Genomic DNA, 24193 nt, shown 5'->3' with positions numbered 1-24193 from the left:
TGCGTTGTCTTCTCCTCGGAAGCGGGTGGGTCGTGCGCCGTCTCGGGTCGTGCCGCGGGCCGCGAGTCGCCGCGGGGCGGTTGACCGTCGGGGGGATGGCGGAATGGGCGGGGATGGCGGGAGTGCCGGAGGCGGCCCCGGTCCCGGCGGTGCTGTCGCCGGTCACGGCGGTCACGCCTGCGCTCCGGACTTCTGCGGACGCGGCTGCCAGCTCAGCAGCCACCGCTCCAGCAGCGAGATCAGTCCCTCGGCCGCCAGCGCGAACGCGGCGGTGATGACGAGTCCCGCGTAGACCCCGTTGGGATCGAAGTTGGCCTGCGCCTGGAAGATGAGCAGCCCGAGGCCCTGCTGCGCCCCGAGCAGTTCGCCCACGATCGCGCCGGTGATGGCGAAACCGAAGGCCACGTGCAGGCTGGTGGTGATCCAGCTCAGCGCGGACGGGACGACCACGTGCAAGGTCACCCGGGTGTTGCTCGCGCCGAGGATGCGGGCGTTGGCGAGGAGATTGCGGTCCACCTCGCGGGCGCCCTGGAAGGCGTTGAAGAACACGCCGAAGAAGACCAGAACGGCGGCCAGCATGACCTTGGAGCTGATGCCGAGACCGAACCAGATCGCGAACACCGAGCCCAGCAGGATGCGCGGGATCGAGTTCAGGGTCTTGATGTAGGGGGCGAAGACATCGGCCAGGAAGCGCAGCCGGCCCAGCACGATGCCGAGGACGACACCCAGGGTGACCCCGATGCCGAAGCCCATCAGGGTCTCCTGCAACGTCACCCACACCTGGTCCCACAGCGGTCCCTGCGACGTACCGTCGCGCACCCAGCCCCACAGCTTCGAGCAGATGCCCGACGGCTTGCCGGAATAGAACGGGTCGACGACCTCCGTCGAGGCGAGCACCTGCCACAGGCCGATGAACGCGGCGAGGACGGCGGCCCTGACAACGTTGACCCACACGCGGCGCCTGGCCCGTTGTCGCCTGGCCAGCGCGGCGCGGGCCGCTCCGGCGTCGCTCTTCGGCGGTTCGGGTCGCGCGAGGATCTCGTCGGTCGCCGACCCGGTCGCGGTGTCGGTCTTCATAGGCTCATGCCTCTTCCGTACGGATGGTTCAGGCCGCCGATTCGGGCGCCACGGTCTCGGCCGACACGGTCTCGGGCCGCGCGGCCGTGCGGGAGTACGCGAGCTGCACCTCGTCCCGCAACGCCTGCCAGACCCGTTCGTGGAGCTTGACGAATTCGGGAGTGTGCCGGATCTCGCGGGGATTGCGCGGCCGGGGGAGATCGATCTCGAACTCCTCCTTCACGGTGGCCGGTCCCGCCGTCAGCACCACGACCTTGTCGGCGAGCGAGATCGCCTCCTCCAGGTCGTGCGTGACGAACACGACCGAGGGCCGGGTCAGGTCCCAGAGCGAGAGCAGTTCGTCGGACATGATCTGACGGGTCTGCACATCGAGCCCCGAGAAGGGCTCGTCCATCAGCAGCACCCGCGGCTCGTTGATCATCGTCTGCGCGAGCGCCACCCTCTTGCGCATTCCGCCGGAGAGCTGGTGCGGGTGGTACCGCTCGAACCCGGCGAGGCCCACCCGGCGGATCCACTCGGCCGCGGCGGCGTGCGCCTCCTTGCGGGACGCGCCCCGGAAGCGCGGACCCGCCGCGACGTTGCCGATGACGGTCTTCCAGGGGAACACCGCGTCCGTCTGGAAGACGAACCCGACGTCCTTGCCAATGCCCTCCACCGGGCGCCCGTCGACGAGCACCTCACCGCTGTCCGGACGTTCCATGCCGGAGATCAACGAGAGAGTCGTCGATTTCCCGCATCCGGTGGGACCCACGACCGCGGTGAACTCTCCGGGCCTGACGGTGAAATCGATGTTGCGCAGGACGTCATGATTTCCGCCCTGCGGGGTACTGAAGGACTTGCACACGTCGCGCATCGCGATAGGCGATGTCGTCGGTTGCGGCGATTTGACTAGACCATTGCTGTGCCCGTGCTGGGATTCGCTTGCCACGCGAGTGAGGCTGCCAGAACCGACGGGCAGACACCAACCTCGTCGAACAAGGGTGCATTGACTTAAGCGTCCGGAGGCCGCTGACCTCACTCTCCGTCGACGTCGTTGTCCGGAGAAATTCCGTCTAGTGCCTCTTTCTCCCGACTATCCATAGTGGGTTAGACGCGGAGGGTTCTCCGGGGGTAGCTTCTGGCGAATGACGTTTCGCCATCTCGACATATCGCCTGAAACGCATCTTCCCGACCGGCTCGCACTGCGCATGCTCGTGGAGACTTTCCGGCCGGATGTGATGGACCGGCTCGTGGACAAAACCGAGCGCCGAGAGCGCCGCAGGCGTCTCCTGCCCGCACAGCTCATGATGTATTTCGTTCTGGCGATGTGGCTCTTCGGGGCCTCCTCTTATGAGGAGGTGCTCGCCAAACTCACCGGCGGTCTGCCCGAGATGTTCCCGGGCGCAGGCGTCGGCGGATCGGGCGACGTGGCCAGCGCGGCCGCCATCGCGCGGGCCCGCATGCGGCTCGGCGTCGAACCCCTCAAGGCGCTCTGCGGCCACCTCGCCGACGCCGCGGGCCACGGGACCCGGCTGGACGGCGAGCGGGTCTTCGTCTACGAGAGCGTCGCGATGGAAGTGCCGGACACCCCCGCGAACAGGGCAGGTTACGGCTCCCCCGACACCACGGTGCCCCGGTTGGACAAGCACCGGTCGCTCGACGTGTGGGTGTCCTCGCTCACCGACTGCCGGCTGCGCGTCTCGGCGGTCGCGGCCATCACGCCCCGGGCCGAGGAAGGCGCCGAGGGCCTGCTCGCGCAGTGGCCGGAAGACCTTCTCGACAAGCGGGCGCTGGTGGTCGGCGACGAGGAACTGATCCCGGTCGCGCTGTGGTCGGCGCTGGCCGAGACCGGCGCCGACCAGATCTGGCGCTCCGGCGGCCTCGGACCCGCCCCGTACTCACTGCCGGTGATGCGCGAACTCCCCGACGGCTCCTACCTGTCGGAACTGGCGGCGGACGCCGGTCCCGGCGAAGGTCCGGGGCCGGGGACCGCGGTCCGGGTGGTGCCGTGCGGCGACCGCACGGCCGCGCGAGCCGCCGCCGCGGGACCGGTGCTGGGCGCTCCGCTGCTGGTCACCTCGGTACTCGACAGCACGGTGCCGGCCGACGAGATCAGGGCCCGCTACGAACAGGCGGCCGTCGCGAGCGGTGACGGGGTCGCCCACTTCGTCGAGCAGATCACCGGGCCACGGGTGCTATTACGGTCGAAAAGCCCTGAACTCGTGCAGCAGGAAATATATGCCCTCCTGTGCACCTATCATGCCGTCGGACACCTCGTATCGCCGCCGCTTTCGGTGGGTCCGATTTCGACCGATCCGACCACTGGACTGGGGGAGTGGGCGGCGGTGAGGCCGCGTTAAGTCAGTAGCGCAACCCTTTGCTCCTGCGGGCACGCGTGTGCTGCAATAAAGTTCCCGCAGAGGGCGTGGAAGTGAACAGACACAAAGAGCCTCCGACCTGGTACGCAGTGGTATGCGGTCGGAGCCGAACGTCTCATCGCGGTGAACCGGATAATCAAGCGTCGCCGCGCCATGCGGCGGCGTTATGAGGGTTAAGGGTTAGTGAATGGAAGACCAGCGGTCTCACGGAGCCGGCAATCCGTTGACATGCGGGGACCGCTTGACACAGCACGATGCGGCGACGGCATGACGAGCGCGCGGAGACGGGGTCGCGCGCCCGCACCGAAATGGATCTCCCCCCTCACCGGGCTCGGCTCCAGGCTCTGGACCAAACGCAAGCTCGGTGACTGGCGGCTGCGCAATCGCATGCTGCTCCTCGTGCTCGTCCCGCTGATCGCGATCATTCCGCTGGCGGGCGTGCGCGTGTTCTCCGCGGTCGGCAACCTCCGGAGCGCGGCCCATATCCAAGGGCAGGCGCAACTCGCCCGGCAGGTGTCCACGCTGGTCAGCGCGCTCGACGACGAACGCGACCTCACCCAGTTGGCACTCACCGGGTCGGGTACCGCCAAGGACGACAAGCTCGCGGCGGCGCAACAGGCCACCAACGCGCAGGTGAAGGCGTTCGGCCAGAGCCTGGACGAACACCGGAGCAGCGTCGACGCGCTGCCCGCCGCCGTACGCCTGATCGGCGTGCGCGCCGAGGCCCGGCTCGGTGACCTGACCCCGCTGCGCGCCTCGACCAAGGGCCTCGCCCACGGCGCCAACACGCCGACCTTCAGCGCCTACAGCACGATCATCGGCAATCTGCTGGACTTCAGCCAGCAGCTCGCGGCGGTCGGCTCCGACCACACGCTCGGCAGCCTGGTCACCACGCTCGCCTCGATCGAGCAGATCGAGCAGCAGACGTCGAGCGAACGCGGCTTCATCGTCGACGCGCTCGACCGCGGCTTCACACTGGAGCTCAAGGAGAACATCGAGCAGGCGCACTTCGAGACCGCCAACGGCACCTTCACGAACAACGCGTCGACCTCGCTGCTCAACCTGTACCAGTCGACGGTCAGCGGCGACAAAGTCGGCGCGGCCGACGGCACCATCCAGGTGGTCGCCACCGCCGCGCAGGAGGACATCCCGCTCGACAGCCTCGGCATCACCAAGGCCACCGCGTTCCAGCAGATCACCGACAAGCTCGACGCCGTACGCACCGTCGAACGGCAGACCGTGGCGGACCTCAACGACCGGTCCTCGCACCTGCTGTCGGCCGTGCGCACCCAGCTCTACCAGAACATCGCCATCATCGTCGCCGTGGTCGCGCTGTCCTTCCTCGGCGCGCTGATCCTGGCCAGGTCCGTGGTCCGGCCGCTGCGCCAACTGCGGGTGTCCGCACTGGACGTGGCCGACAACCGGCTGCCGGGCGCGGTCCGCCGACTGCGCGACGTGAACCCCTCGGAGACGGACCGGCCGGTACGGGTCGAGCCGATCGAGGTGCAGTCGCAGGACGAGGTCGGCCAGGTCGCGCGCGCCTTCGACCGCGTGCACTTCGAGGCGGTCCGGCTCGCCACCGAGCAGGCGCGGATGCGCTCCAACGTCAACGCGATCTTCACCAACCTCTCGCGGCGCAGTGAGAGCCTGGTGCTGCGCCAACTCCAGCTCATCGACGACCTGGAGAACAGCGAGCAGGACCCCGGTCAGCTCACCGCCCTGTTCCAGCTCGACCACCTCGCCACCCGCATGCGCCGCAACAACGAGAACCTGCTGGTGCTCGCGGGCGAGGAGCAGAGCCGCCGCTGGGACCAGCCGGTGTCGCTGTTCGACCTGGTCCGCGCCGCGACCGCCGAGGTCGAGCAGTACGAGCGCGTGGTGCTCTACGAACTGCCCGACGTGGCGGTGGTCGGACATGCCGCCACCGACGTCGTCCACCTGATGGCCGAGATCATCGAGAACGCCACGACGTTCTCCGGCCCCGAGACCCAGGTGCTGGTGGGCGCCAAGATGCTCACCGCGGGCGATGTGGTCCTGGACATCGCGGACGCGGGCATCGGCATCCGGCCCGAGGAGCTGGAGCGGATCAACCGGCGGCTCGCCGAGCCCCCGGTCCTCGATGTCGCGATTTCCCGCCGCATGGGCCTGTTCGTGGTCGGCCGGCTGGCGGCCAAGTACGGCATCCAGGTGCGGCTGACCAGTACGGGCAGGACCGGCCTGAACGCGCTCATCCGGATCCCACTGACTTTGCTGGTGTCCGCGAGCGAGTTGGAGGTGGACGGCCCGCAGGTCTTCGACCAGTCGGCGCTGCGGCCCGGACCGTACGACACCGGCGAGACGGCCGGGCTGCCGGGCGGCGGGGTCGCGGCCGGACAGGCGGGCGACCCGCGCTTCGACGGCCCCTACGGGCCCGCGGGCACGCCCTCGCGCGGCCGGTCGTACGACGACGTTCCTGCGGGCCGCCACTCCGGTCAGCCCGACGGCGGCTTCCCGTGGTTCCACGACCAGGAGGAGGGCGGCGGCCCCGACGGCGACTTCTCGTGGTTCGCCTCGGAAGAGGAGGAGGCCGAGGCGGTCGCGCGCCTGGAAGGGCACGGGTCCGACCGGTTACCGATCTTCGACGCGATGAGGTCGCAGTGGCCGGCCGGGCAGGGACCGCAGGAGGCGCGGCCCCCACAGGGGCACGTACGTCCGCAGGTCCCGCCGCAGCCGCAGGCGCTGCCCCACCAGCGGGTCCAGCCGCCGGCCCAGCGTCCGCAGCCCCTGCCGCAGGCGCAACCCCAGGCGCAGCTCCGGCCGCAGGCGCAACCCCGCCCGCCGGCCCAGCCGCCGGGCAACCCCGGTCACCCGTCGCCCTCGTGGGCCCGACCGGGACCCGAGGACGCGGGCGGCCAGGCGACCGGAGGCACGACCGCCCAGGGGCTGCCCCGGCGGGTGCCCCTGAACAACCTCTCCGCCGAGGCGCGCCCGCGCGGCCCGGTGCCGCAGCCGAACGCGGCGCCCACCGCCCCGCGCGCGGCGAACCTGATGAGGGATCGGCTGTCGAACTTCCACCAAGGGGTCAGACAGGGTAAGGATGGGTCCGACCGCGAGGGGCCCGGCCGGACGCCGGGCGGATCGGGTCCGCTATGAGCGGACTCACAGCTCCCACGACCTCCGTGTTTCCCGTGTTTCCCCTGTCCGTAGCGCCGTCGGACGACGTCCTCGGCAGCATAGGAAGCAGCTACACCCATGAGCGATCTGAGCAACGAAGCACAGAACCTGAACTGGCTCATCGCCAACTTCGTGAAGCAGGTGCCGGGAGTCGCGCACGCGGTCGTGATCTCCTCGGACGGCGTTCAACTCCTGGCCTCCGCGTCCCTGCCCAGGGACCGCGGCGAGCAACTCGCCGCGATGGCCTCGGGCCTGGCGAGTCTGACGCAGGGCGCGGCCCTGCTCTTCGAGGCCGGGGTGGTCACGCAGACCGTCGTCGACATGGAGAACGGATTCCTCTTCCTGATGTCGGTCAGCGACGGCTCCGTGCTGGTGGTGCTGGCCTCGCCGACCTGCGACATGAAGGTCGTCGGTTACGAGATGGCGTTGCTGGTCGAGCGGACCGGCGACGTCCTCACGCCCGACGTGCGCAGGGAACTGCAGAACGCGCTGGCCGGCTGAGGGCCGGCGCGATGGGCCGTCCGAATCACACCCGGAAGGATGTGCGTTCGTGAGTGGAGACCGAGACCGAAGGCGCAACTCGCCGTTCGTCCGTCCGTACGCCGTCACCCGCGGCCGGACGACGGCGCGGACCGACTTCGCGCTGGAGGCCCTGGTCGGTACGACCGCTCTCGCCTGGGAGAGCGGTGTGCGGTTCTTCCCCGAGCAGCAGGCGATCTGCCGCCTGTGCATGAACCTCACATCGGTGGCCGAGATCTCCGCGCTGATGAACATCCCGCTCGGCGTGACCCGCGTCCTGGTGGGCGACCTCGCCGAGAGCGGCTTCGTCATCGTCCAGCAGCCCACGTACGCCGAGGGCCGGCCGGACGTCACGCTGCTGGAGCGGGTGCTCACCGGGCTGCGCGGCCTCTGAGGCCGCGCGGTCGCGGTACCCGAGGTCCGGTCCCGCGACCGGTCCTGCCCTGTTCCCGGCCGTACGACGGCCGCGCCCGACGACCTACGGAGTGCCGTGCCCGAACTGTCCAGCCTCGCCCTGTCCTTCGGGGCCGCGGCACGGGACTACGACCGCTACCGAGTGGGTCCCTCGGCCCGGATGCTCGACTGGCTGCTGCCCGCGGACTGCCCCTCGGTGCTCGACCTGGGCGCCGGGACCGGTCTGCTGACCCGGTGGCTCGCCGAACGGGTCGAGGACGTCGTGGCGGTCGAACCCGACGCGCGCATGCGGCGGGTGCTGACCGGTGTCTGCCCGCGGGCGACGGTGCTCCACGGGTTCGGCGAACGCATTCCGCTGCCGGACGCGCGGGTCGCCGCGGTCACGGTGTCCTCGGCGTGGCACTGGATGGACCCGGCCCTCACGCTCCCCGAGATCGCCCGGGTGCTCACCCCGGGCGGCTCGCTCGGCATCCTCTACACCCGCCGCGACCGGCGGGTGCCCTGGGTGGACGTGCTGGACGCCTACGTCCACGACGAGATGGGCAACGACGACTGGATCGGCGACCTGATCCAGCGCATGTCCGACGGACCGTGGCTCCCCGACGGTGTCCCCTTCGCGCCGCCGCAGGCTCATGTCGTCACCTGGACGGCCGAGTTGACCGTCGAGGAGGTCGTCGCGATGTTCGCCACCTACAGCAGGTACATCGCCCTGCCGGACGGCCAGAAGCGCGAACTCGCAGACCTGATCGGGGCGAAGGTCCGCGAGACGGCCGAGATGCGGGACGGCCTGGTCGTGATGCCCATGATCTGCCACGGCTGGCGCACCCGCCTGACCGCCTCCTGATCCGTCGGGCGGTCAGTTCGCGCGGGGTTCCTCGGCCTCCGTCGGCCGGGTCGCGGTGGCGATGCCGATCCGGTTCCAGGCGTTGGTCGCCGCGACGGTCCAGATCAGGCGGGCCGTGGCTTCGGGGCCGAGGAGGGTGGTGACCTCGGCGTGGACGGCGGCCGGGACGGCGCCGTCGGCGGGGCGGGTGAGGTGCCGCGCCAGGTCGAGGGCGGCGCGCTCGGCGGGCGTGAAGTCGGGGGAGTCGGGCCACTGGGGGAGAGCGGCGAGCTTGAGCGGAGGGTGGCCCGCCGCGAGGGCGGCGTCGTGGTGCAGGGCGGTGCAGTAGGCGCAGCCGTTCGTCTGTGAGACGTGCAGGCTGACCAGTTCGGCGATCTCGGGAGCCAGGCCCTCGGCGGAGATCCGGGTCAGCTCGGTGAGCGCCTGGAGGGCGTCGGGGGCGGCGGCGGTGGGGTTGACCTGCGGCATGGGCGTGGCTCTCAGGGGTGTGGGGGCGGGGTCTGTTCGAAGCTGACCGGTGTCTCGGGGGTGAGCTCCAGGTCGGCGCCGGTCACCGGGGCGTCGGCGTGGATGAGGATGTTGTAGTGGTTGGGGAAGTGGCAGGCGTCAAAGCCGAGGACCGTGCCGACGGTCCGTCCGCCGATACGGACGGTGTCGCCGCGGTCGATGACGCCGCCGCGGTCCAGTTCGACGAAGCCGAGGAAGCCCACGCGGTCGATCCGCGCCCCCGGCGCGCTGTCGGTGTGGTCGGTGGTGACCAGCTCATGGACCTCGCCCGCACGCACGCAGCGGCTGGCGTGGGGTTCCAGGGCCATGCCGCGGTCGTCGCGGCGGTGGATCAGGACCTTGACCAGACAGCCGTGGACGGTGCGCTTGAGCCCGTCCTCGCGCGGGGCGGCAGCCCTTTCGGGGGTCGGCTCTTGAACGGTGGGCTCTTGAGCGGTGGGTTCTTGAACGGCGGGTTCTTGAACGGCGGGTTCTTGAGCGGTGGGCTCGTGCGTGGCGGGCTCTCGCGCCGCGGGCGGGGTCAGCACGCCGTCACCTCCGTACGCCGGTACGCGGCCTCGACCAGCTCCAGGGCCGCCGTACCGCCGTGGTCGACGCGGTACGGACCGCGGAGCCGGGCGGTGAAGTCCGCGAGGATCGCCGCGTACTCGTGCCGGAGCGAGGACTTGAAGCCCTGGTGCCCGGCCAGCATGTCGGCGTGGTGCACGGACCCGTCGGCCAGCGTGACCGTCACGTCCTTCAACTCGCCCGGATACGACCAGTCCAGCTCGACCGTGGCACGCGCGGCGCCGGAAACGGAGCGCAGCCCGATCGTCGCGGTGCGGTCGAGCCCCGTCCCGTCGTAGCCGATCCGGGCGGTCTCGACGGTCACCTCGCCCAGCAACAGCCGCACCAGGTCGAACGCGTTGGGCCCGTTGTCGGCGACGCAGCCGCCACCGCACCGGGCCGGGTCCAGATACCAGCGGTCCCGCCCGATGTGCTCCTCGATCCGCTCGAAGTACCGGACCGTGACCCGCTCGACCGGCACGTCCCGCGGCAGCCCGGCGGCCAGCGCCCCGACCGCCGCGTTGTAGCGCCGGTGGAAGGCGGTGAACAGCGGCACCCCGGACGCCTGCGCGAGCGCGGTCAGTTCGGCGCCCTCCGCGCCGGTGAGGGCCAGCGGCTTCTCCACGCACACCGGTACGCCCGCGCGCAGGAAGTCGGCGCAGAGCGCCGCGTGGGCGTCGTTCGGGACGGTGATCACCACGCCGTCGAGCGGCGGCCCGGCGGCGAGGAGTTCGCGGTGGTCGCGGTAGGCGGGTACGGCCCCGGACGCGTCCTGTCCGCCCCTGGCGGCGAGCGCGGCCGGGTCGCGGTCGCAGACGGCGGCGAGGCGGGCCGCCGGGGAGGCGTCGAGGGCGGCCAGGTAGAAGCGGGAGATGACGCCCAGGCCGACGACGGCGATCGAGTGCCGGGTCATCGGCGAAGGCCCCCGTCCAGCGGGGCGGGCGCGGTCAGGCCGAACCGCCCTGCCACATCGCCGAGTTCGCGGTACTGCCCGGCGGTGACCGGCACACCGTCCGCACGGTGGGCGTCGGCCGTCGCGCCCTCGGTCCAGCCGGGGTAGCGGACGGGGGAGGCCGGGTCGACCGGCGGGCAGGCGAGCAGGCTGCCGAACAGCGAGTCGGCGTCCGAGGCGACGTCCTCCCGCGGGCGGAGCATGGCGGGGGCGATGGCGGCGACCAGAGTCCCGATGTCGTCGTCGCGGCCCGAGGGGCGCCCGTCCCCGTCCAGCGCCTCGGGGGCCGGGCCCAGGCCGGAGCCGCTGACCAGACCGGCCAGCACCTCCACCGCGAGCCCGAGCCCGTAGCCCTTGTACGCGCCGGTCGCCGGTGCGCCGCCGAGCCAGCCCAGGTACGCCTGGCCGCGGTCGAAGGCCGCCGGGTCGGTGACCGGAAGCCCGGCCTCGTCGGTCAGCCAGCCCTCGGGCACCGCCCGGCCCGCGCGGGCGGCGGCGCGCACGCGTCCGGTGGGGACGACGGTGGTGCTCATGTCGAGCACGAACGGGTGGCGCGGCCCGGCGGGGGCCGCGACGGCGAGCGGGTTCGTGCCGAGCATCGTGACCCGGCCGCCCGGCGGGCGGGCGATGCGCTGACGGCCGCAGTTGGAGGCCACCAGGCCGACCATGCCGCGGTGCGCCGCGCGGGCCGCGTGGTACCCGGCGCAGCCCAGATGGGTGGCGTTGTGGACGCTGACCAGGCCGACGCCGAAGCGCTCCGCGCGCTCGACGGCCAGGTCCATCGCGTCGGCCGCGGCCCACAGGCCGAGCGCGCGCCGGGCGTCCAGGCGGACCGCGGCGCCGAGATCCACGGTACGGTCCGGCTCGGCCGCCGGGTCGGCGCGGCGCTCCTCGAACAGCGGCAGATACAGCCGGGTCAGATTCGTCACGCCATGGGAGCTCATCCCGGCCAGATCGCCGTAACACAGCGCCTCGGCCGCCGTGGCCGCCCGCTCCCCGGCGAGACCGCACCGCGTGAAGACGCCGGTGACGAAGGTCAGCAACTCCTCATACGCGAGGCGCACGGTACGGTCCGGCGCCCGCGCCGGAAGGGTCGACTGCGGCGGGCTCGACAACGGCATGGGGCTCGTTCCTCCTGCTGACGGGCGTGGACGGCGCAAGTGGCGTGGACGGCGCGGGAAGTGACGGCGGCGCGGACGGCGCGAGCGGTACGGCGGGCGCGGGCACGGCAGGCGACACGGCCGCGTCGAAGGCGGCCAGGAGGCGCGGGACCGTGGCCGCGAAGGCGTCCAGGTCGGCCAGATCGGCGAACTCACCCGCGGCGTGGGCGCGGTTGGCGTCCAGGCTGCCGGGGCCCAGGACCACGGTGTGGGCGTCGGGCACGCCGGACATCCAGATCGCGTCGCAGGTGAAGGCGGGTTCGGCGGCGGGCCACCGCGGCACCTCGGCGCGGTCGAGCAGCGGACCGAGCCACGACGGGTCGCCGTCGAGCGCGGGCAGGCCGCGCTTGAGCCAGTCCAGCCGCAGGATGTCCGCCGCGTCGGCCGCGGTGCGGGCGAACCGCCGGCTGTGCCGGAAGGCGGCGCCGAAGGACTCCAGCCCCTCGGCGACGACGTCGCCCAGCAGCCGCTCCAGCCGCCGTCCGGTGGCGGCCGAGCCGTAGGAGAGGTTGAGCAGCAGGTCGCCGCTGCCGTAGACGCGGTTGTGCAGGTCGCCGGTGCGCAGGCCCGCCACGCACACCTGCCCGTCGGCCGGGTCGAGTCGCGGGTCGAGCGCGGCGGCGAGGTGCTGGGCGAGATGGCCGAGCAGGACGGTGGCGTTGTGCCCCGCCTCGGGCCGGTCGTCGATCGCGTCACGGCCGCGGACGCTCAGCCGCGCGGTCATGGCCGCGGTGCTGCGGGTCAGGGCCCGGCCGCCGGTGGGTTCGCAGAAGACGTTGAGCCGCCCGTGGTGCCCGGCGTCCACGAGCGGACGGGTGCCGAAGGCGCCGAGCGCGCCGCCCTCCTCGCCGGAGACGGCCTGCACCAGAATCCGGGTGTCGCGGGGGAGTTCGGGCCGCTCCCGCAGGGCGCGCCGCAGTCCGGCCAGCAGCGCGACGGCCGGGCCCTTCGCGTCGATCGCGCCCCTGCCGTGGAAGCGGTCACCGTCGAACGAGACCGGTTCGAGGCCCGCGACGGTGTCGAGGTGGACGTTGAACATCACCGTACGGTCGCGCGGTGCCCCGGCCGGGCCGAGGGCGAGCACCAGGCTGGGCTGGCAGGCCAGGAACTCCGGCCGCTCGGCGGCGGCTTGACGTACCAGGAGCGGTACGTCGTCGCGGTCGACGCAGGCGGGCGGCGGGGCCGCGTGGTGCAGGACGGTGAAACCGAGTTCGGCGGCGGCCCCCGCGTAACGGCGCTGCGCCTCCCACAGCGCGGGTGCGGGCGCGTCGGGGCCGCACTCGAGCGGGCCGGCCGTCGGCAGGGCGAGCAGGTCGAGCAGCAGGGCGCGGTCGGCGGGGCTGAGCGGGCTCACTGAACGGGCTCCCGCAACGCCGCCCCGTCCGGCGGGGTGTGCGCGATGGTGCCGCCGGGCACCCGCGCGCACGCGTCCAGCAGATTCCGCAGCGCCACCCCGCTCCTGACGAAGGCGGCGTGGCACCGCTCCTCCGGATCGCGGTGGTCCTCGTGCGGCCGTACGGCGATGTGCGGTTCGATCGACAGCGCGCCCCGGTAGCCGTGGGCCAGCAGGGCGCGCAGACAGTCGGCGATCCGCAGGTCGCCGGTGCCCGGCTCGCAGTAGGCGGGGCGGCCGTCGGGGGCGATGACGGCGTCCTTGACGTGGACGTGCAGGATTCGGTCGGCGTACGGCAGCAGTTCGGTCAGCAGCCGGTGGCCGTCGTAGCCGTACGCGGGGCCGTTGCCGGTGTCGAAGAGCAGGGCGAGCCCCGGGCCCGCGGTCTCCAGGAGGCGGACCGTACGGGTCGCGTCGGCGCCCGCCCAGCCGGAGCAGTTCTCGTGCAGCAGCGTCAGGCCCGACTCGGCGGCGCGGTGGGCGAGTTCGCGGACGCGGCGCAGCGCCTCACGCTCCCAGGCGTCGGCGTCGAGCCCGTCGTTCGGGAAGGACATCACGCGGACGAAGCGGGTGCCGAGCCGGGCGCATCGCTGTTCCAGGACCGCGAGTTCGGCCAGGTCGGCGGCGAAGTCACCGGTCACCGGGCGGGCCCAGCCGCCGATCCTCGCGTCCACCGCGGCGACCGACACCCCGGCGTCCGCGAGCGTCCCCGCGACCCGGTCGAAGGCGGTAGGGGACAGGTCTGCGACCGGCGTGCCGTCCACGGTCCGCAGCTCGACCGACCGCCAGCCCAAGGCGCTGACGGCCGCGATCTGGCCCTCCACGCCGAGCGCGGCCTCGTCGCCGATCCCGGTGAGGCGCAACGGCTCGTCCGCCCGTACGGTGGTCTGCTGTTCAGCGGGCACCGGCCAACTCCCTTCGTGGGCCCGAGGCGTCGGGCGGGGCCGCCAGATTCTTGGCGTCGGTGAGCAGGCCGACCACGCGCGCCTGCCGCGCGAAGTCCGTGGGGCAGGGGCCGTCGTCCCCGGCGAAGTCGGCGTAGGCGCGGAGCATGAACGCGGTCAGGGCGTCGTCGCGGAACACCTCGCGGTCCCCGGCCGGGCATTCCGGTGTGGTCAGGCGCAGTTGGGCGTAGTGGTCGCCGGCGTCGGCCGGGTAGTGGCCGACGGCGGTGCCGCCGTCGAATCCGAGCGTGATCCGGCGCTCGCGCACCGGTGAGGTGAGGTCGGAGCGGATGTCGCCGAGCACGCCGTCGCGGTGGGCCAGGCGCACCTCGGCGCCGCCGAGCCGGGGCAGCCGCCGTCCGTCCACGTCCAGGTCGGTGCACGAGGCGCCGACCACCTCGGCGTCCCCGGCCAGCCGCAGCAGGACGCCGAGCGCGTGCGGGATCTCGATGTCGAACGCCGTGGGGTGCCCCGAGGTGGCGAGCGTGCGCTGGAAGCGCGGCTTGTCCTGCACGACCGAGATCTGCCGCAGCGCGCCGAGACCGGGCCGCTCCTCCACGAGGGCGATCAGCCGGTCGGTGAGCGTGCTCGCCAACCAGGGCGCCACGACGGCGGCTTGGACGCCGGGCCGCCCCACCAGCTCCACCAGCCGCGCGAGATCGCGCGGCCCCGCCGCGAGCGGCTTCTCCAAGAGCAGCCTGCGGAAGCCGAGTCGGAGCAGTTCGGCCACGACCTCGGCGCGGGCGAGCGGCGGGGTGCAGATGTGCACGACCGTGCGCTCCGGGTCCAGCGACTCCCGCGCCCGCGCGAGCGAGTCCACGACGCTCAGACCGGTGTCGCCCGCCGCCCTGGCCCGTTCGGCCGGGTCGCGGTCGAAGGCGATCACCGGCTCCGGCGCGAAGAGCCGGGGCCGCAGGTCCCGCGCCTTGGCGAGGACCGGCAGGTGGAGACCCGCCCCCGCGCGGCCGAGGCCGAGGACCATCGTGCGCAGCGGCATCTCCTGCGTCAGCCTTCCGTCGACTTCGGTGGGGGCGGGGGAAACGAAGCGGAACAGGGCGGTACGGGACAGCGGGGGGAAAGCGCCGGGCGCCGGGGGGAGTTGCGGAAAAAAGAGGGCAGGGCGCGACGACGTCGGTTAGCCTGCTCGCCCGAACCGGGCGAAGTCAAACAAACGCGCCGATAGCGCCCTTTTGTGTGAATCCCCCCGTCGGCCGCGCCGCCGACCCCCGTCCGGCCGAGGGCCTGGCATAGCGTCGGCCTCCAGCGCGTCCGGGACGCCCGGTCCGTCCGGCACGACCGGGCGAACCGCCGCGTCGGGACGAACGACAGAGTCCGGACGAACGACCGCGTCCGGATGGACCAGCGCATTCGGCGTACCCGGCGTATCCGGGCAGCAGAGAGGCGGAGATGGACCTCCAGCACACCGTCGACCCGCGCGAACCGGCCCCCGCCGACGTGCCGTTCTTCACCCAGGCCGAGTCCTTCTCCGCCCTCTGGCCGCGGATCGAGCGGCACCTGTCGGAGATGTTCGAGGACGGGAAGTTCTCCCACGGCACCAAGGTGGCGGAGCTGGAACGGGCGCTCGCCGCCTACACCGGCGCCCGGCACGTCATCGGGGTCAACAGCGGCACCGACGCCCTGGTCCTGCTGCTGCGCGCGGCCGGCCTGCGGCCGGGGGACGAGGTCGTCGTCCCGGCCTTCAGCTTCGTGGCCTCCGCCTCCTCGGTCGTCCTGGCGGGCGGGCGGCCGGTGTTCGCGGACATCGACCCGGTCACGTACGCCCTCGACCCCGCCTCGGTGGAGCGCGTGCTCACCCCGCGCTGCCGCTTCCTGATGCCGGTCCACCTCTTCTGCCAGCTCGCGGACGTGGAACGGCTCGGCGAACTGGCCGGGCGGCACGGGCTCACCGTGGTCGAGGACAGCGCCGAGGCGATCGGCATGCGCCGCGAGGGCGTCCACGCGGGGCTGTTCGGCGCCGGAGGGGTGCTGTCGTTCTTCCCGACCAAGACCCTGGGCGCGGTCGGGGACGCGGGGGCGGTGCTCACCGACGACGACGAGATCGCCCGTACCGTGGACGCGCTGCGCCACCACGGCCGGTTCGGGCGCACCATCGCGGACTTCACCACCATCAACACCAGCAGTTCGCTGCCGGGCTGCAACAGCAAGATGGACGACGTGCAGGCGTCCGTACTGCTCGCGAAGCTCACCCGGCTGGACGGGGACATCGCCCGCAGGGAAGCGCTCGCCGACGCGTACAGCCGGCGGCTGGCCGGAACGCCGGGAATCCTGCGGCTGCCGACGGTCGTGGCCCGCGGCGGCACGGCCGATCCGGTCTTCTACGTCTATCTGATCGAGGCCGAGCGCCGTGACGAGCTGGCCGGGCACCTGGCCGCGCACGGCGTGAGCACCGAGACGTACTACCCGAGCCCGCTGCACCTCCAGCCCTGCTTCGCCGAACTCGGCCACCAGCCAGGCGACTTTCCCGTGGCCGAGGCCGCCTGCGCGCGCACCCTCGCGCTGCCGCTCTACCCCGATCTGACCACCGAGGCCGTGGACCGGGTCTGCGATCTGGTCCAGGACTTCTTCTCCGGAGCCGGAGCCCGCCCATGACGCCCGCGACCACGCCGACGCCCGCGACCACGCCGATGCCCGGGACCACGCCGGTGCCCGCGACCGCTCCCGTGCCTCCGACGCCCACCACCGTGCCCCCGCCCCCCGCGCCCGCGACGGCCCGGGGCGACCGCCCGCGGCTGCCGTTCTTCCCCCCCGACCTGTTCGAGGCCGACCGCGAGCACCTGCTGCGCGTCGTGCGCGAGACCGGCACCGGACCGGCCCAGAAGTTCATCCTCGGCGAGCACACGGCCCGCTTCGAGCAGGCCCTGCGCGAACAGCTCGGCGCCGCCGACGTCGTCGCCTGCGGCAGCGGCACCAGCGCGCTGACCCTGGTGCTGGCCGCGATGGACGTCGGCGCGGGCGACGAGGTCGTGGTCCCGGCCTTCGGCTGCGCGCCGCTGGCCGGTTCGGTCGTGGCGCTCGGCGCGACACCGGTCTTCGCCGACATCGACCCGTGGACCATGGTGGTCGACCCCGACGACATGGAACGCCGGATCACCCCGCGCACCAAGGCCCTGATGCCCGCTCACCTGTTCTCGGTGATGGCGGACATGCCGCGCCTGACCGCGCTCGCGCGGGACCGCGGGCTGCGGCTGGTCGAGGACTCCGCCGTCGCGCAGGGCGGCGTCCAGGGCGGGGTTCCCGCGGGGCTGGCGGGCGAGGCGGGGGTCTACTCCTTCGTCCAGGTGAAGACCTTCGGCACGGCGGGGGAGGGCGGCGCGGTCGTCACCCGCGACGCGGAACTGGGCCGTACGGTACGGATGCTGCGCAACCACGGGCAGGACGGCGTCCACCGCTTCGTCCACCACCGGATCGGCTGGAACAGCCGGTTCGACGAGGTGCTCGCCGCCTTCCAGCTCCACCGCCTGCCGGGGCTGGCCGCCCGTCTGGAGCGCCGCGCCCGGATCGCCGGTCACTACACCGAGCGCTTCGCCGACCTCGCCGAGCGCGGTGTCCTCGCCCCGCCGCCCGGCCGCGACGGCCGCTGCTATTACGTCTACACGCTCCAGTGCGACCGGCGCGACGCGCTCAAGGCGCACCTGGCCGAGCGCGGTGTCGACTCGCACGTCTACTACCCGCTGCCGCTGCCCCGCCAGCCCGCCTTCTCCGGCTTCGCCGCCCCCGGCGACAGCTGGCCCGCCGCGGAACGCGCGGGCGAGCGGATCCTCTCCCTGCCCGTCTACCCGCACCTGAGCGACGCGCAGGTGGAGTACATCGCCGACGCCGTCAGGGAGTTCGCCCTGGCCCCCTGACGCCCGCGGTCCGCCGGACAGGTGCTAGAGCCGTACGACGCGCTCCCCTGACAGCCGGCCCGTCGTGTCGAAGAGCAGCCGGGCCGTCTTGGTGATCGCGCCCAGGTCGTAGGCGCGGTGGGCCTGGAGCAGGACGACCAGGTCCGCCTCGGCCGCGGCCGACAGCGCGTCGTCGTACCGCCGCAGCCGGGGGTCCGCCAGCGGCAGGTCCGCCGCGTGCGGGTCGTGCCAGCCGACCCGCGCGCCGAGGTCGAGCAGCCCGCTCGCCACCTCGAGCGCGGGCGACTCGCGCAGGTCGTCGGTGTCGGGCTTGTACGCGGCGCCGAGCAGCGCGACGCGGGCGCCCGGCAGCGGCACCCCGCGGTCCTGGAGCAACCGCGAGGCGCGCGCGACGACATGGCCCGGCATGACGCGGTTCGCGCGCAGGGCGGCCCGTACGACCTGGAACGCGTCGGCGGGCGCGCCTTGCAGCAGGTAGACCGGGTCGACCGGGATGCAGTGCCCGCCGACGCCGGGGCCGGGGCGGAACGACTGGAAGCCGAAGGGCTTCGTCGCCGCGCACGCCACCACGTCCCACACGTCCGCGCCCACGTCGTGGCAGTAGCGGGCGAATTCGTTGACCAGGGCGATGTTGACGCTGCGGTAGGTGTTCTCCAGCAGCTTCGCCAGCTCCGCCTCGCGCGTGCCGCGGGCCACGATCACCCGGTCCACGAACCGCTCGTACAGCGCCGCGCACTGCTTGGCGCACACCTGCGTCACCCCGGAGACCACCTTGGGCGTGTTGCCGATGCCGAAGAACTGGTTGGCCGGATCGACGCGTTCGGGGGAGTAGCCGAGGTGGAAGTCCCTCCCCGCGACCAGCCCCGACGCCTCCAGCAGCGGTCTGGCCAACTCCTCGGTGGTGCCGGGGAACGAGGTCGATTCGACGACGACCAGCGTTCCCGGCCGCAGATGCGCGGCGACCGTACGACAGGCGGCGGTGAGCGGGCCGAGGTCGGGGCCTCCTTCGCGGGTCAGGCCGGTGGGGACGCAGATCGCGACGGCCTGGGCCCGCGTGAGCGGCGCGGGGTCGGTGTCGACGGCGAAACCGGCGGCGAGCATCCGGCTTACGTCCGCGTCGGTGACGTCACGGACCGGGGACCGCCCGCCGCGCAGCGCGGCGACGGTCGACGGCGCGATGTCGTATCCGGCCACCGCGAGCCCGGCGTCGGCGGCGGCGCGGGCGAGGGGCAGACCCACGTATCCCAGGCCCACCACCAGCAGATCGAAGGACATGACCGAGACTCCCCGGGGACGGTGGGCGCTGCGCGACGGGCGGTCCGGGAAGGCGCCCCGGGGCCCGCTCACCGCGATCTTGAACCAGTCCCCGCCCGGCCCGTGCGTGTGGCGGCCGGGCGGCGGTCATGAGGGTGAATTCTTCACCCTGTCGGCGCTGGTCCGGCCTTCGCGGGAGCCGGGAGCGGCCGGTGACGACCCGCGTCCGGCGCCGACGAGCAGCGGGCCGGGCCACGATCGGGCCATCGGGCTCCCCGCGACACGGCGACGGCGGCACATCCCGCAGTCATATGCGAACCTTCTTCCGATATGGTCCACTTCGTGCGAACCCGGACATTCGGTCCGGACCGTTCGAGGAGAGTTCATGACCCGTTTTGTCACGGCGAAGCGTGCCGCTGTCGCAGCCACCGCCACCGGCGCCGCAGCCCTCGCCCTGGTGGCCGGTTCCTCCGCCACCGCCACCGCGACCGCCACGCAGGTACGCGCCACCCCGCCGTCGCTGACGCTGGACTTCAGCGGCAACAACAGCGCGGGCGCCGCCGCCAGCACCGTGGGCGCGGGCTTCGGCGGCAGCGCCACGGTCAAGGACTCCTCCGGGAAGCCGGTCGGCACCGCCTACGACATGTGCGACAAGGACGCCATCTCCGCCAAGGAGGTGACCGCGTTCTGCCACGCGAACATCGTCTTCAACGGCGGTGACCAGGTCGCCCTCTCGGTGGTCTTCCCGATCCAGAACCCGCTCACCGCGACCTACCCGAAGTCCTTCGACGGCGTCGTCGTCGGCGGCACGGGCGCCTACAAGGGCCTCACCGGCGCGGCCCACTTCACCAACACCGCGCTCGCGGTCTACACCGTGAGCTGGGACGCCTGAGGGATCTGAAGTCCTTTCCGGTGGGCCGCCGTCCGGACGGCGGCCCACCGCCACCCCGCCCACGCACCGGAGAGTCCATGCCAGCCGCGAGTCCCGGCACGACCACCGCCACGGCGGCGACGGCCGACCGCCCCGAAGGCGACTACGCCTTCGACAACGACAGCCCGTACGCCACCGAGCAGCACCGCTGCCTGGCCGCCGCGCACGACGCGATCACCACCGCGCGGCTGGCGGAGACCGGCGTCGGCCCCGGCTGGGACTGCCTGGAGGCGGGAGCGGGCGGCGGCAGCGTCGCCCTGTGGCTGGCCGACCGCACCGCGCCCGGCGGCAGCGTGCTGGCCACCGACATCAAGCCCGAGCACATCCCCGCCCGCCCCGGTCTCGAACAGCGCCGCCACGACATCGTGCGCGACCCGCTCCCCGACGCGGCCTTCGACCTCGTCCACTCCCGCCTGGTGCTCACCCACCTGCCCCAGCGGCGGGCCGTGCTCGGCCGGCTGCTGCGCGCCCTGCGGCCCGGCGGGCACCTCCAGTTGGAGGAGTTCGACATCGACTACGCGCCGGTGCTCCTCGCCCCCGACGAGCGCACCCGCGCGGGCTACGAGGCGTTCCGGGCGGCCAAGGGCCGCGTGCTGCGGGCCGCGGGAGCCGACCCCGCGTGGGGCCGCACCTGCGCCGCCGACCTGCGGGCCGCCGGATTCACCGGCATCGAACCCGTACCGCACCTCGTGCCCTGGACGGCGGACTCCCCGGGACTGCGGCTGCAACTGCACCACACCTACCACCTGCGGGACGCGCTCCTGGAGCACGGGATGACGGAGGACGAACTGCTCGCGGCGCGCGACGCGATGCGCCACCCGGACTTCCGCGCCGCCTCCTGCGTCCTGTACTGCGTCCAGGCGAGGCGACCGGAGTGACGGCCACCGCGGCCGGCCCCCGTACCACCGCGGCGCCGCGTATCGGCACGGCGCCGGTTTCCGCGCGCGACGGCGCGCCCGCCACGGCCGTCCGGCTCGCCGTCGCCCACCTGCGGGCGCTCGGCTGCGGCACCGAGCACGGCAGGTCGGGAGCGTTCACCGCGCACTACGGCCGGGTCCGCGCGCGCTGCGAGGTGAGCTGGGCCGGGCCCGTGGACCTCCCGCTGACCAGCGAGGCCGACGTACAGGCCGCGTGCGGTCTGACGCAGGTGCACGGCCGCCGCTACGGAGGACCGACCCCGCTCGGCGTCGACTACGCCTCCTGCGTCGCGGGCGCGCTCGCCGCCACCGGCACCCTCGCCGCGCTGGCCGCCGGGCCCGCCGACGACGGCGGCGAGACCCGCGTCACCACCTCGGTCGCCCAGGCGGCGCTGCTCTCGGTCGGCCAGTACCTGGCCGCCGCGACCGCGGCCGACGACTGGCCGGAACGCCACGCCCCCGGCGGCCCGCCCTTCGCCGCCGCCGACGGCGTCCGGTTCGAACTGGAGACCCTGGACCCCGAGGCGTGGCGCGGCTTCTGGTCCGCGCTCGGCGTGGACCGCGCGGACGCCGCGCGCGGCTGGCTCCCCTTCCAGCAGCGGTACGCCACCGCGGTCTGCCCGCTCCCGCCCGCCCTCCACGAGGCCGTCGCCCGGCTGCCCTTCCCCGAACTCGGCCGCCTCGCCGACGCGATCGGCGTGGATCTGACCCCGGTCGCCGCGGGGCCGCCTCCGTGGGCGGACGGCGACGAGCGGCCCTGGCGGCTGCGCCCCACCGGCCCGCCGGCCGCGCCGCAGGCCGCGCCCGGCACCGGGGCGCCGCTGGACGGGGTGACCGTCGTCGAGGTGTGCCGCCGCGTCCAGGGCCCGCTCGCCGGGCACCTGCTGCGGCTGCTCGGAGCGCGCGTCGTCCGCGTCGAGCCGCCGGGCGGCGACCCGATGCGGGGCGTGCCGCCCATGGCGGGCGGCACATCGGCCCGCTTCACGGCCCTGAACGACGGCAAGGAGACGGTGGAGGCGGATCTCACCACCGCGTCCGGCCGCGCCGCGGTCCGCGAACTCCTCGCGGGGGCCGAGGTGTTCCTGCACAGCCTGGCCCCCGGCAAGGACCGGCGGTTCGGGCTCGACGCCGACACCCTGACCGCCCACCGCCCCGGCCTGGTGCACGCCGCCGCCTCCGGCTGGGGCGACGAGCGCGGCTCCCGGCCTCCGGTCGGCACCGACTTCCCCGTACAGGCGTGGACGGGCCTCGCCGCCCTGGTCACCCCGCCGGGACTGCCGCCGACACCGTCCCTGCTCACCCTCACCGACGTGCTCGGCGGCGTGATCTGCGCGGAAGGCGCCGTCGCGGGGCTGCTCGCGGCCCGGCGGACCGGGCGCGGACAGGCCGTCACCTCCTCGCTGCTGTCCGCCGCCCGGCTGCTGTGCGGGCCGCGGTTCCGCTCGGCTCCCGCGCGGACGACGGTCCCCGACCGCGCCGACCTGACCGACCTCGCGGCGGACCCCCGCCTCGCGCCCGCCCTCGACCGCGACCTGTGCACGCGGGCCGCAAACCCCTGGGAGTTCCACCGATGACCACTCCGGTGGAGACGCCGACCGACGCGACACCTCCCGTACGGGCGGCGGCCGGACGCACATGGCGGTCCCGCAACGGCCTCGTGCTGCGCGACACGGTCCCGGCCCCGCTGCGGCGGCGCTGGGCCCGGCGTGAGGAGTGTCCCGACACGGGGCTGTACGCGGCCTTCGCCGAGCACGTACGCGACCACGGCGACCGGACGGCCGTACGCACTCCCGGCCTCGCGCTGACCTACCGCGAACTCGACGTGCGGGTACGCGGGATGGCGTCGGCGCTGGGCGCGCTCGGCGCGGGCCCCGGCGATGTGGTCGGCATCCGGCTGAACGGCGGCTGGCCCGCGCTGGCCACGGACCTCGCCGTCGCCGCCGTCGGCGCGGTCGCCCTTCCCTGGCCCACGGGGCAGGGCACCCGCGAGAGCCACGCCCTGCTGGAGCTGTCCCGCGCCCGCTACATGGTGAGCGACACCCCACTGGACCACCGGCACGGCCCGCTCCCGTACCTGGAACGCCTCACCACGGTCGGGGAACTCCTCTACGGCGACCCCGACGGATGCGTCCCCGCCGTCGTGGACCCCGAGGACCCGGCCCGCGTCCTGGTCTCCTCGGGCTCCGAGGCCGCGCCCAAGATGACCGCCTACAGCCACAACGCGCTGCTCGGCGGACGCGGCAGTTACGTGGACGCGGTGCTGCGCGGCGGGGGCGCCGGACACGACACGGCCACCCGCACCGGCCAGGACACGCCAGGCGGCGACCCCGGCACCGGCGAAAGCGCCGAGGACGGCGTCCCGGCCGCGCTCGTCCTGGTCCCGCTCGCCTCCTCCTTCGGCTCCTTCGGACTGGTCGCCCTCGCCCGCTGCGGCGCGACCCTCCACCTGCTGGACCGCTTCGACCCCGGCGCCGCCCTGCGCGCCGTCACCGACTGGCGGCCCACCCACGTCGTCGCCGTACCCACCATGCTGGGCCGGATCGCCGACCACCCCACCGTGCCCGGCGAGGACCTGGGCTCGCTGCGGGCCGTCGTCTCCAGCGGCGCCCCGCTCACCTCCACCGTCCTCGCCGCCGCGCTGCGCCGCTTCGGCCGCCCGGTCACCAACGTCTACGGGTCGAGCGACGGCGTGAACTGCCGTATCACCTGGACCGGTTCTGACGGCGACGTCCGCCGCGTCGGACACCCGGACCCGCGCGTCACCGACCTGCGCGTCTGCGGCGCCGACGACCGGCCGCTGCCCGCGGGGCACAGCGGCGAGATCCAGGCCCGCGGCCCGATGAGCCCGCTGGCCTACGTCGGCGCGCCCGACCTCGACCTGCGCTACCGCACCGACGACGGCTGGATCAGGACCGGTGACCTCGGAGTCTTCGACGCCGACGGTTCGCTGCGCGTCCTGGACCGGATCAGGCAGACCGTGATCCGCGGCGGCTGGACGATCAGCCCCGCCGAGGTCGAGGAGGAGCTGCACACCCACCCGCACGTCGCCGAGGCCGCCTGCGTACCCGTCCCCGACCCGGATCTCGGCGAGCGGCTGTGCGCCTTCCTGGTCCAGCGCCCGGGCACGGAGCCGTTGACCGTCGCGGCGCTGTCCGCGTATCTGACCGGCGAGCGCGGTCTGGCCCGGCGCAAGCTGCCCGAACTCGTGCTGCACCTGGACCGGTTGCCGCTCGGGGCCACCGGCAAGGTCTGCCGCCGCACCCTCGCCGCCGCGGCCCTCGCCCGCCCGCCAGAAGACCCGGTACGCGCCCCCCGGCGCTGAGCAGCGCCTGAGCCACACCGCACCGCAGGAGGAGCAC

Annotated in this window: 21 protein-coding genes; 11 read left to right on the top strand and 10 right to left on the bottom strand. The window is 73.6% G+C overall.

Translation table 11 applies throughout. From position 1 onward, the window contains the following. Window positions 1–171: 171 nt before the first annotated feature. Both ACIO6U_RS34215 and ACIO6U_RS34210 read right to left on the bottom strand, forming a co-directional pair. Window positions 172–1077 carry an ABC transporter permease subunit gene (locus ACIO6U_RS34215; protein WP_391048469.1) on the bottom strand — a complete coding sequence of 302 codons (906 nt, stop codon included), beginning with the start codon at window positions 1075–1077 and terminating at the stop codon, window positions 172–174. A 28-nt stretch (window positions 1078–1105) separates the two neighbouring features. Beyond that, window positions 1106–1930 (bottom strand): ATP-binding cassette domain-containing protein, encoded by an 825-nt coding sequence (locus ACIO6U_RS34210; RefSeq protein WP_391048467.1) that lies wholly within the window; start codon window positions 1928–1930, stop codon window positions 1106–1108. A 271-nt stretch (window positions 1931–2201) separates the two neighbouring features. Here ACIO6U_RS34210 and ACIO6U_RS34205 point away from each other — a divergent pair, with 271 nt between their 5' ends. The 5 genes from ACIO6U_RS34205 to ACIO6U_RS34185 all read left to right on the top strand — a co-directional run bounded on the left by ACIO6U_RS34205 (window position 2202) and on the right by ACIO6U_RS34185 (window position 8364). Beyond that, window positions 2202–3416: a transposase domain-containing protein gene (locus ACIO6U_RS34205; RefSeq protein WP_401725115.1), complete on the top strand. Its 1215-nt coding sequence runs from the start codon at window positions 2202–2204 to the stop codon at window positions 3414–3416. Between the two features lie 285 nt (window positions 3417–3701). Further along, window positions 3702–6566: a nitrate- and nitrite sensing domain-containing protein gene (locus ACIO6U_RS34200; protein WP_401725112.1), complete on the top strand. Its 2865-nt coding sequence runs from the start codon at window positions 3702–3704 to the stop codon at window positions 6564–6566. A gap of 99 nt (window positions 6567–6665) precedes the next feature. Then, window positions 6666–7088 (top strand): roadblock/LC7 domain-containing protein, encoded by a 423-nt coding sequence (locus ACIO6U_RS34195; protein WP_355333321.1) that lies wholly within the window; start codon window positions 6666–6668, stop codon window positions 7086–7088. A gap of 49 nt (window positions 7089–7137) precedes the next feature. Continuing rightward, window positions 7138–7500, top strand: coding sequence for a DUF742 domain-containing protein (locus ACIO6U_RS34190; protein WP_188283832.1), 363 nt, complete (start codon window positions 7138–7140; stop codon window positions 7498–7500). A 96-nt stretch (window positions 7501–7596) separates the two neighbouring features. After that, window positions 7597–8364: a methyltransferase domain-containing protein gene (locus tag ACIO6U_RS34185; RefSeq protein WP_355333319.1), complete on the top strand. Its 768-nt coding sequence runs from the start codon at window positions 7597–7599 to the stop codon at window positions 8362–8364. A gap of 12 nt (window positions 8365–8376) precedes the next feature. On the opposite strand, the gene ACIO6U_RS34180 is transcribed toward ACIO6U_RS34185, so the two are convergent. Genes ACIO6U_RS34180 through ACIO6U_RS34150 form a run of 7 tightly spaced genes read right to left on the bottom strand, consistent with a single transcriptional unit; the run spans window position 8377 to window position 14863 of the window. Further along, on the bottom strand, window positions 8377–8832 hold the full coding sequence (locus tag ACIO6U_RS34180) for a carboxymuconolactone decarboxylase family protein (RefSeq protein ID WP_401725108.1): 456 nt from the start codon (window positions 8830–8832) through the stop codon (window positions 8377–8379). A gap of 11 nt (window positions 8833–8843) precedes the next feature. Next, window positions 8844–9398 (bottom strand): DUF6917 domain-containing protein, encoded by a 555-nt coding sequence (locus ACIO6U_RS34175; protein WP_401725105.1) that lies wholly within the window; start codon window positions 9396–9398, stop codon window positions 8844–8846. Beyond that, a complete protein-coding gene (locus tag ACIO6U_RS34170; protein ID WP_401725102.1) occupies window positions 9392–10330 on the bottom strand; it encodes a Gfo/Idh/MocA family protein in 939 nt (312 codons plus the stop codon). The genes ACIO6U_RS34175 and ACIO6U_RS34170 overlap by 7 nt, the downstream gene beginning before the upstream one ends. Next, the gene (locus ACIO6U_RS34165) at window positions 10327–11433 is read right to left on the bottom strand and encodes an Ldh family oxidoreductase (RefSeq protein ID WP_401725099.1); all 1107 of its coding nucleotides are present in this window, start codon (window positions 11431–11433) and stop codon (window positions 10327–10329) included. Before ACIO6U_RS34165 ends, ACIO6U_RS34170 begins: the two co-directional genes overlap by 4 nt. Further along, complete coding sequence (locus ACIO6U_RS34160; protein WP_401725096.1) at window positions 11417–12883, bottom strand: M20/M25/M40 family metallo-hydrolase; 1467 nt, start codon at window positions 12881–12883, stop codon at window positions 11417–11419. The genes ACIO6U_RS34165 and ACIO6U_RS34160 overlap by 17 nt, the downstream gene beginning before the upstream one ends. Next, window positions 12880–13827 carry a sugar phosphate isomerase/epimerase family protein gene (locus ACIO6U_RS34155; protein ID WP_401725093.1) on the bottom strand — a complete coding sequence of 316 codons (948 nt, stop codon included), beginning with the start codon at window positions 13825–13827 and terminating at the stop codon, window positions 12880–12882. The genes ACIO6U_RS34160 and ACIO6U_RS34155 overlap by 4 nt, the downstream gene beginning before the upstream one ends. Continuing rightward, window positions 13817–14863, bottom strand: coding sequence for a Gfo/Idh/MocA family oxidoreductase (locus tag ACIO6U_RS34150; RefSeq protein WP_401725090.1), 1047 nt, complete (start codon window positions 14861–14863; stop codon window positions 13817–13819). The genes ACIO6U_RS34155 and ACIO6U_RS34150 overlap by 11 nt, the downstream gene beginning before the upstream one ends. 410 nt (window positions 14864–15273) lie before the next feature. Here ACIO6U_RS34150 and ACIO6U_RS34145 point away from each other — a divergent pair, with 410 nt between their 5' ends. Further along, a complete protein-coding gene (locus tag ACIO6U_RS34145) occupies window positions 15274–16476 on the top strand; it encodes a DegT/DnrJ/EryC1/StrS family aminotransferase (protein WP_401725087.1) in 1203 nt (400 codons plus the stop codon). Beyond that, a complete protein-coding gene (locus tag ACIO6U_RS34140; protein ID WP_401725084.1) occupies window positions 16473–17732 on the top strand; it encodes a DegT/DnrJ/EryC1/StrS family aminotransferase in 1260 nt (419 codons plus the stop codon). Before ACIO6U_RS34145 ends, ACIO6U_RS34140 begins: the two co-directional genes overlap by 4 nt. Window positions 17733–17756: 24 nt before the next feature. Here ACIO6U_RS34140 and ACIO6U_RS34135 read toward each other — a convergent pair whose 3' ends face one another. Continuing rightward, a complete protein-coding gene (locus ACIO6U_RS34135; RefSeq protein WP_401725081.1) occupies window positions 17757–19007 on the bottom strand; it encodes a nucleotide sugar dehydrogenase in 1251 nt (416 codons plus the stop codon). A 364-nt stretch (window positions 19008–19371) separates the two neighbouring features. On the opposite strand from ACIO6U_RS34135, the gene ACIO6U_RS34130 reads away from it, so the two are divergent. The 4 genes from ACIO6U_RS34130 to ACIO6U_RS34115 all read left to right on the top strand — a co-directional run bounded on the left by ACIO6U_RS34130 (window position 19372) and on the right by ACIO6U_RS34115 (window position 24156). After that, window positions 19372–19878: a hypothetical protein gene (locus tag ACIO6U_RS34130; RefSeq protein ID WP_355333292.1), complete on the top strand. Its 507-nt coding sequence runs from the start codon at window positions 19372–19374 to the stop codon at window positions 19876–19878. Window positions 19879–19955: 77 nt separating this feature from the next. After that, entirely contained in the window at window positions 19956–20795 is an 840-nt protein-coding gene (locus ACIO6U_RS34125) for a class I SAM-dependent methyltransferase (RefSeq protein ID WP_401313601.1), read from the top strand. Continuing rightward, window positions 20792–22408 (top strand): CoA transferase, encoded by a 1617-nt coding sequence (locus ACIO6U_RS34120; RefSeq protein WP_401725078.1) that lies wholly within the window; start codon window positions 20792–20794, stop codon window positions 22406–22408. Before ACIO6U_RS34125 ends, ACIO6U_RS34120 begins: the two co-directional genes overlap by 4 nt. Then, the gene (locus tag ACIO6U_RS34115; protein ID WP_401725076.1) at window positions 22405–24156 is read left to right on the top strand and encodes a class I adenylate-forming enzyme family protein; all 1752 of its coding nucleotides are present in this window, start codon (window positions 22405–22407) and stop codon (window positions 24154–24156) included. Before ACIO6U_RS34120 ends, ACIO6U_RS34115 begins: the two co-directional genes overlap by 4 nt. Window positions 24157–24193 lie beyond the last annotated feature (37 nt).

The organism is Streptomyces sp. NPDC087422 (genome assembly GCF_044744145.1).
Lineage (GTDB): Bacteria > Actinomycetota > Actinomycetes > Streptomycetales > Streptomycetaceae > Actinacidiphila.
Note: the sequence above shows the minus strand (reverse complement) of the source record. Positions and strands in the feature narration are given on the sequence as shown.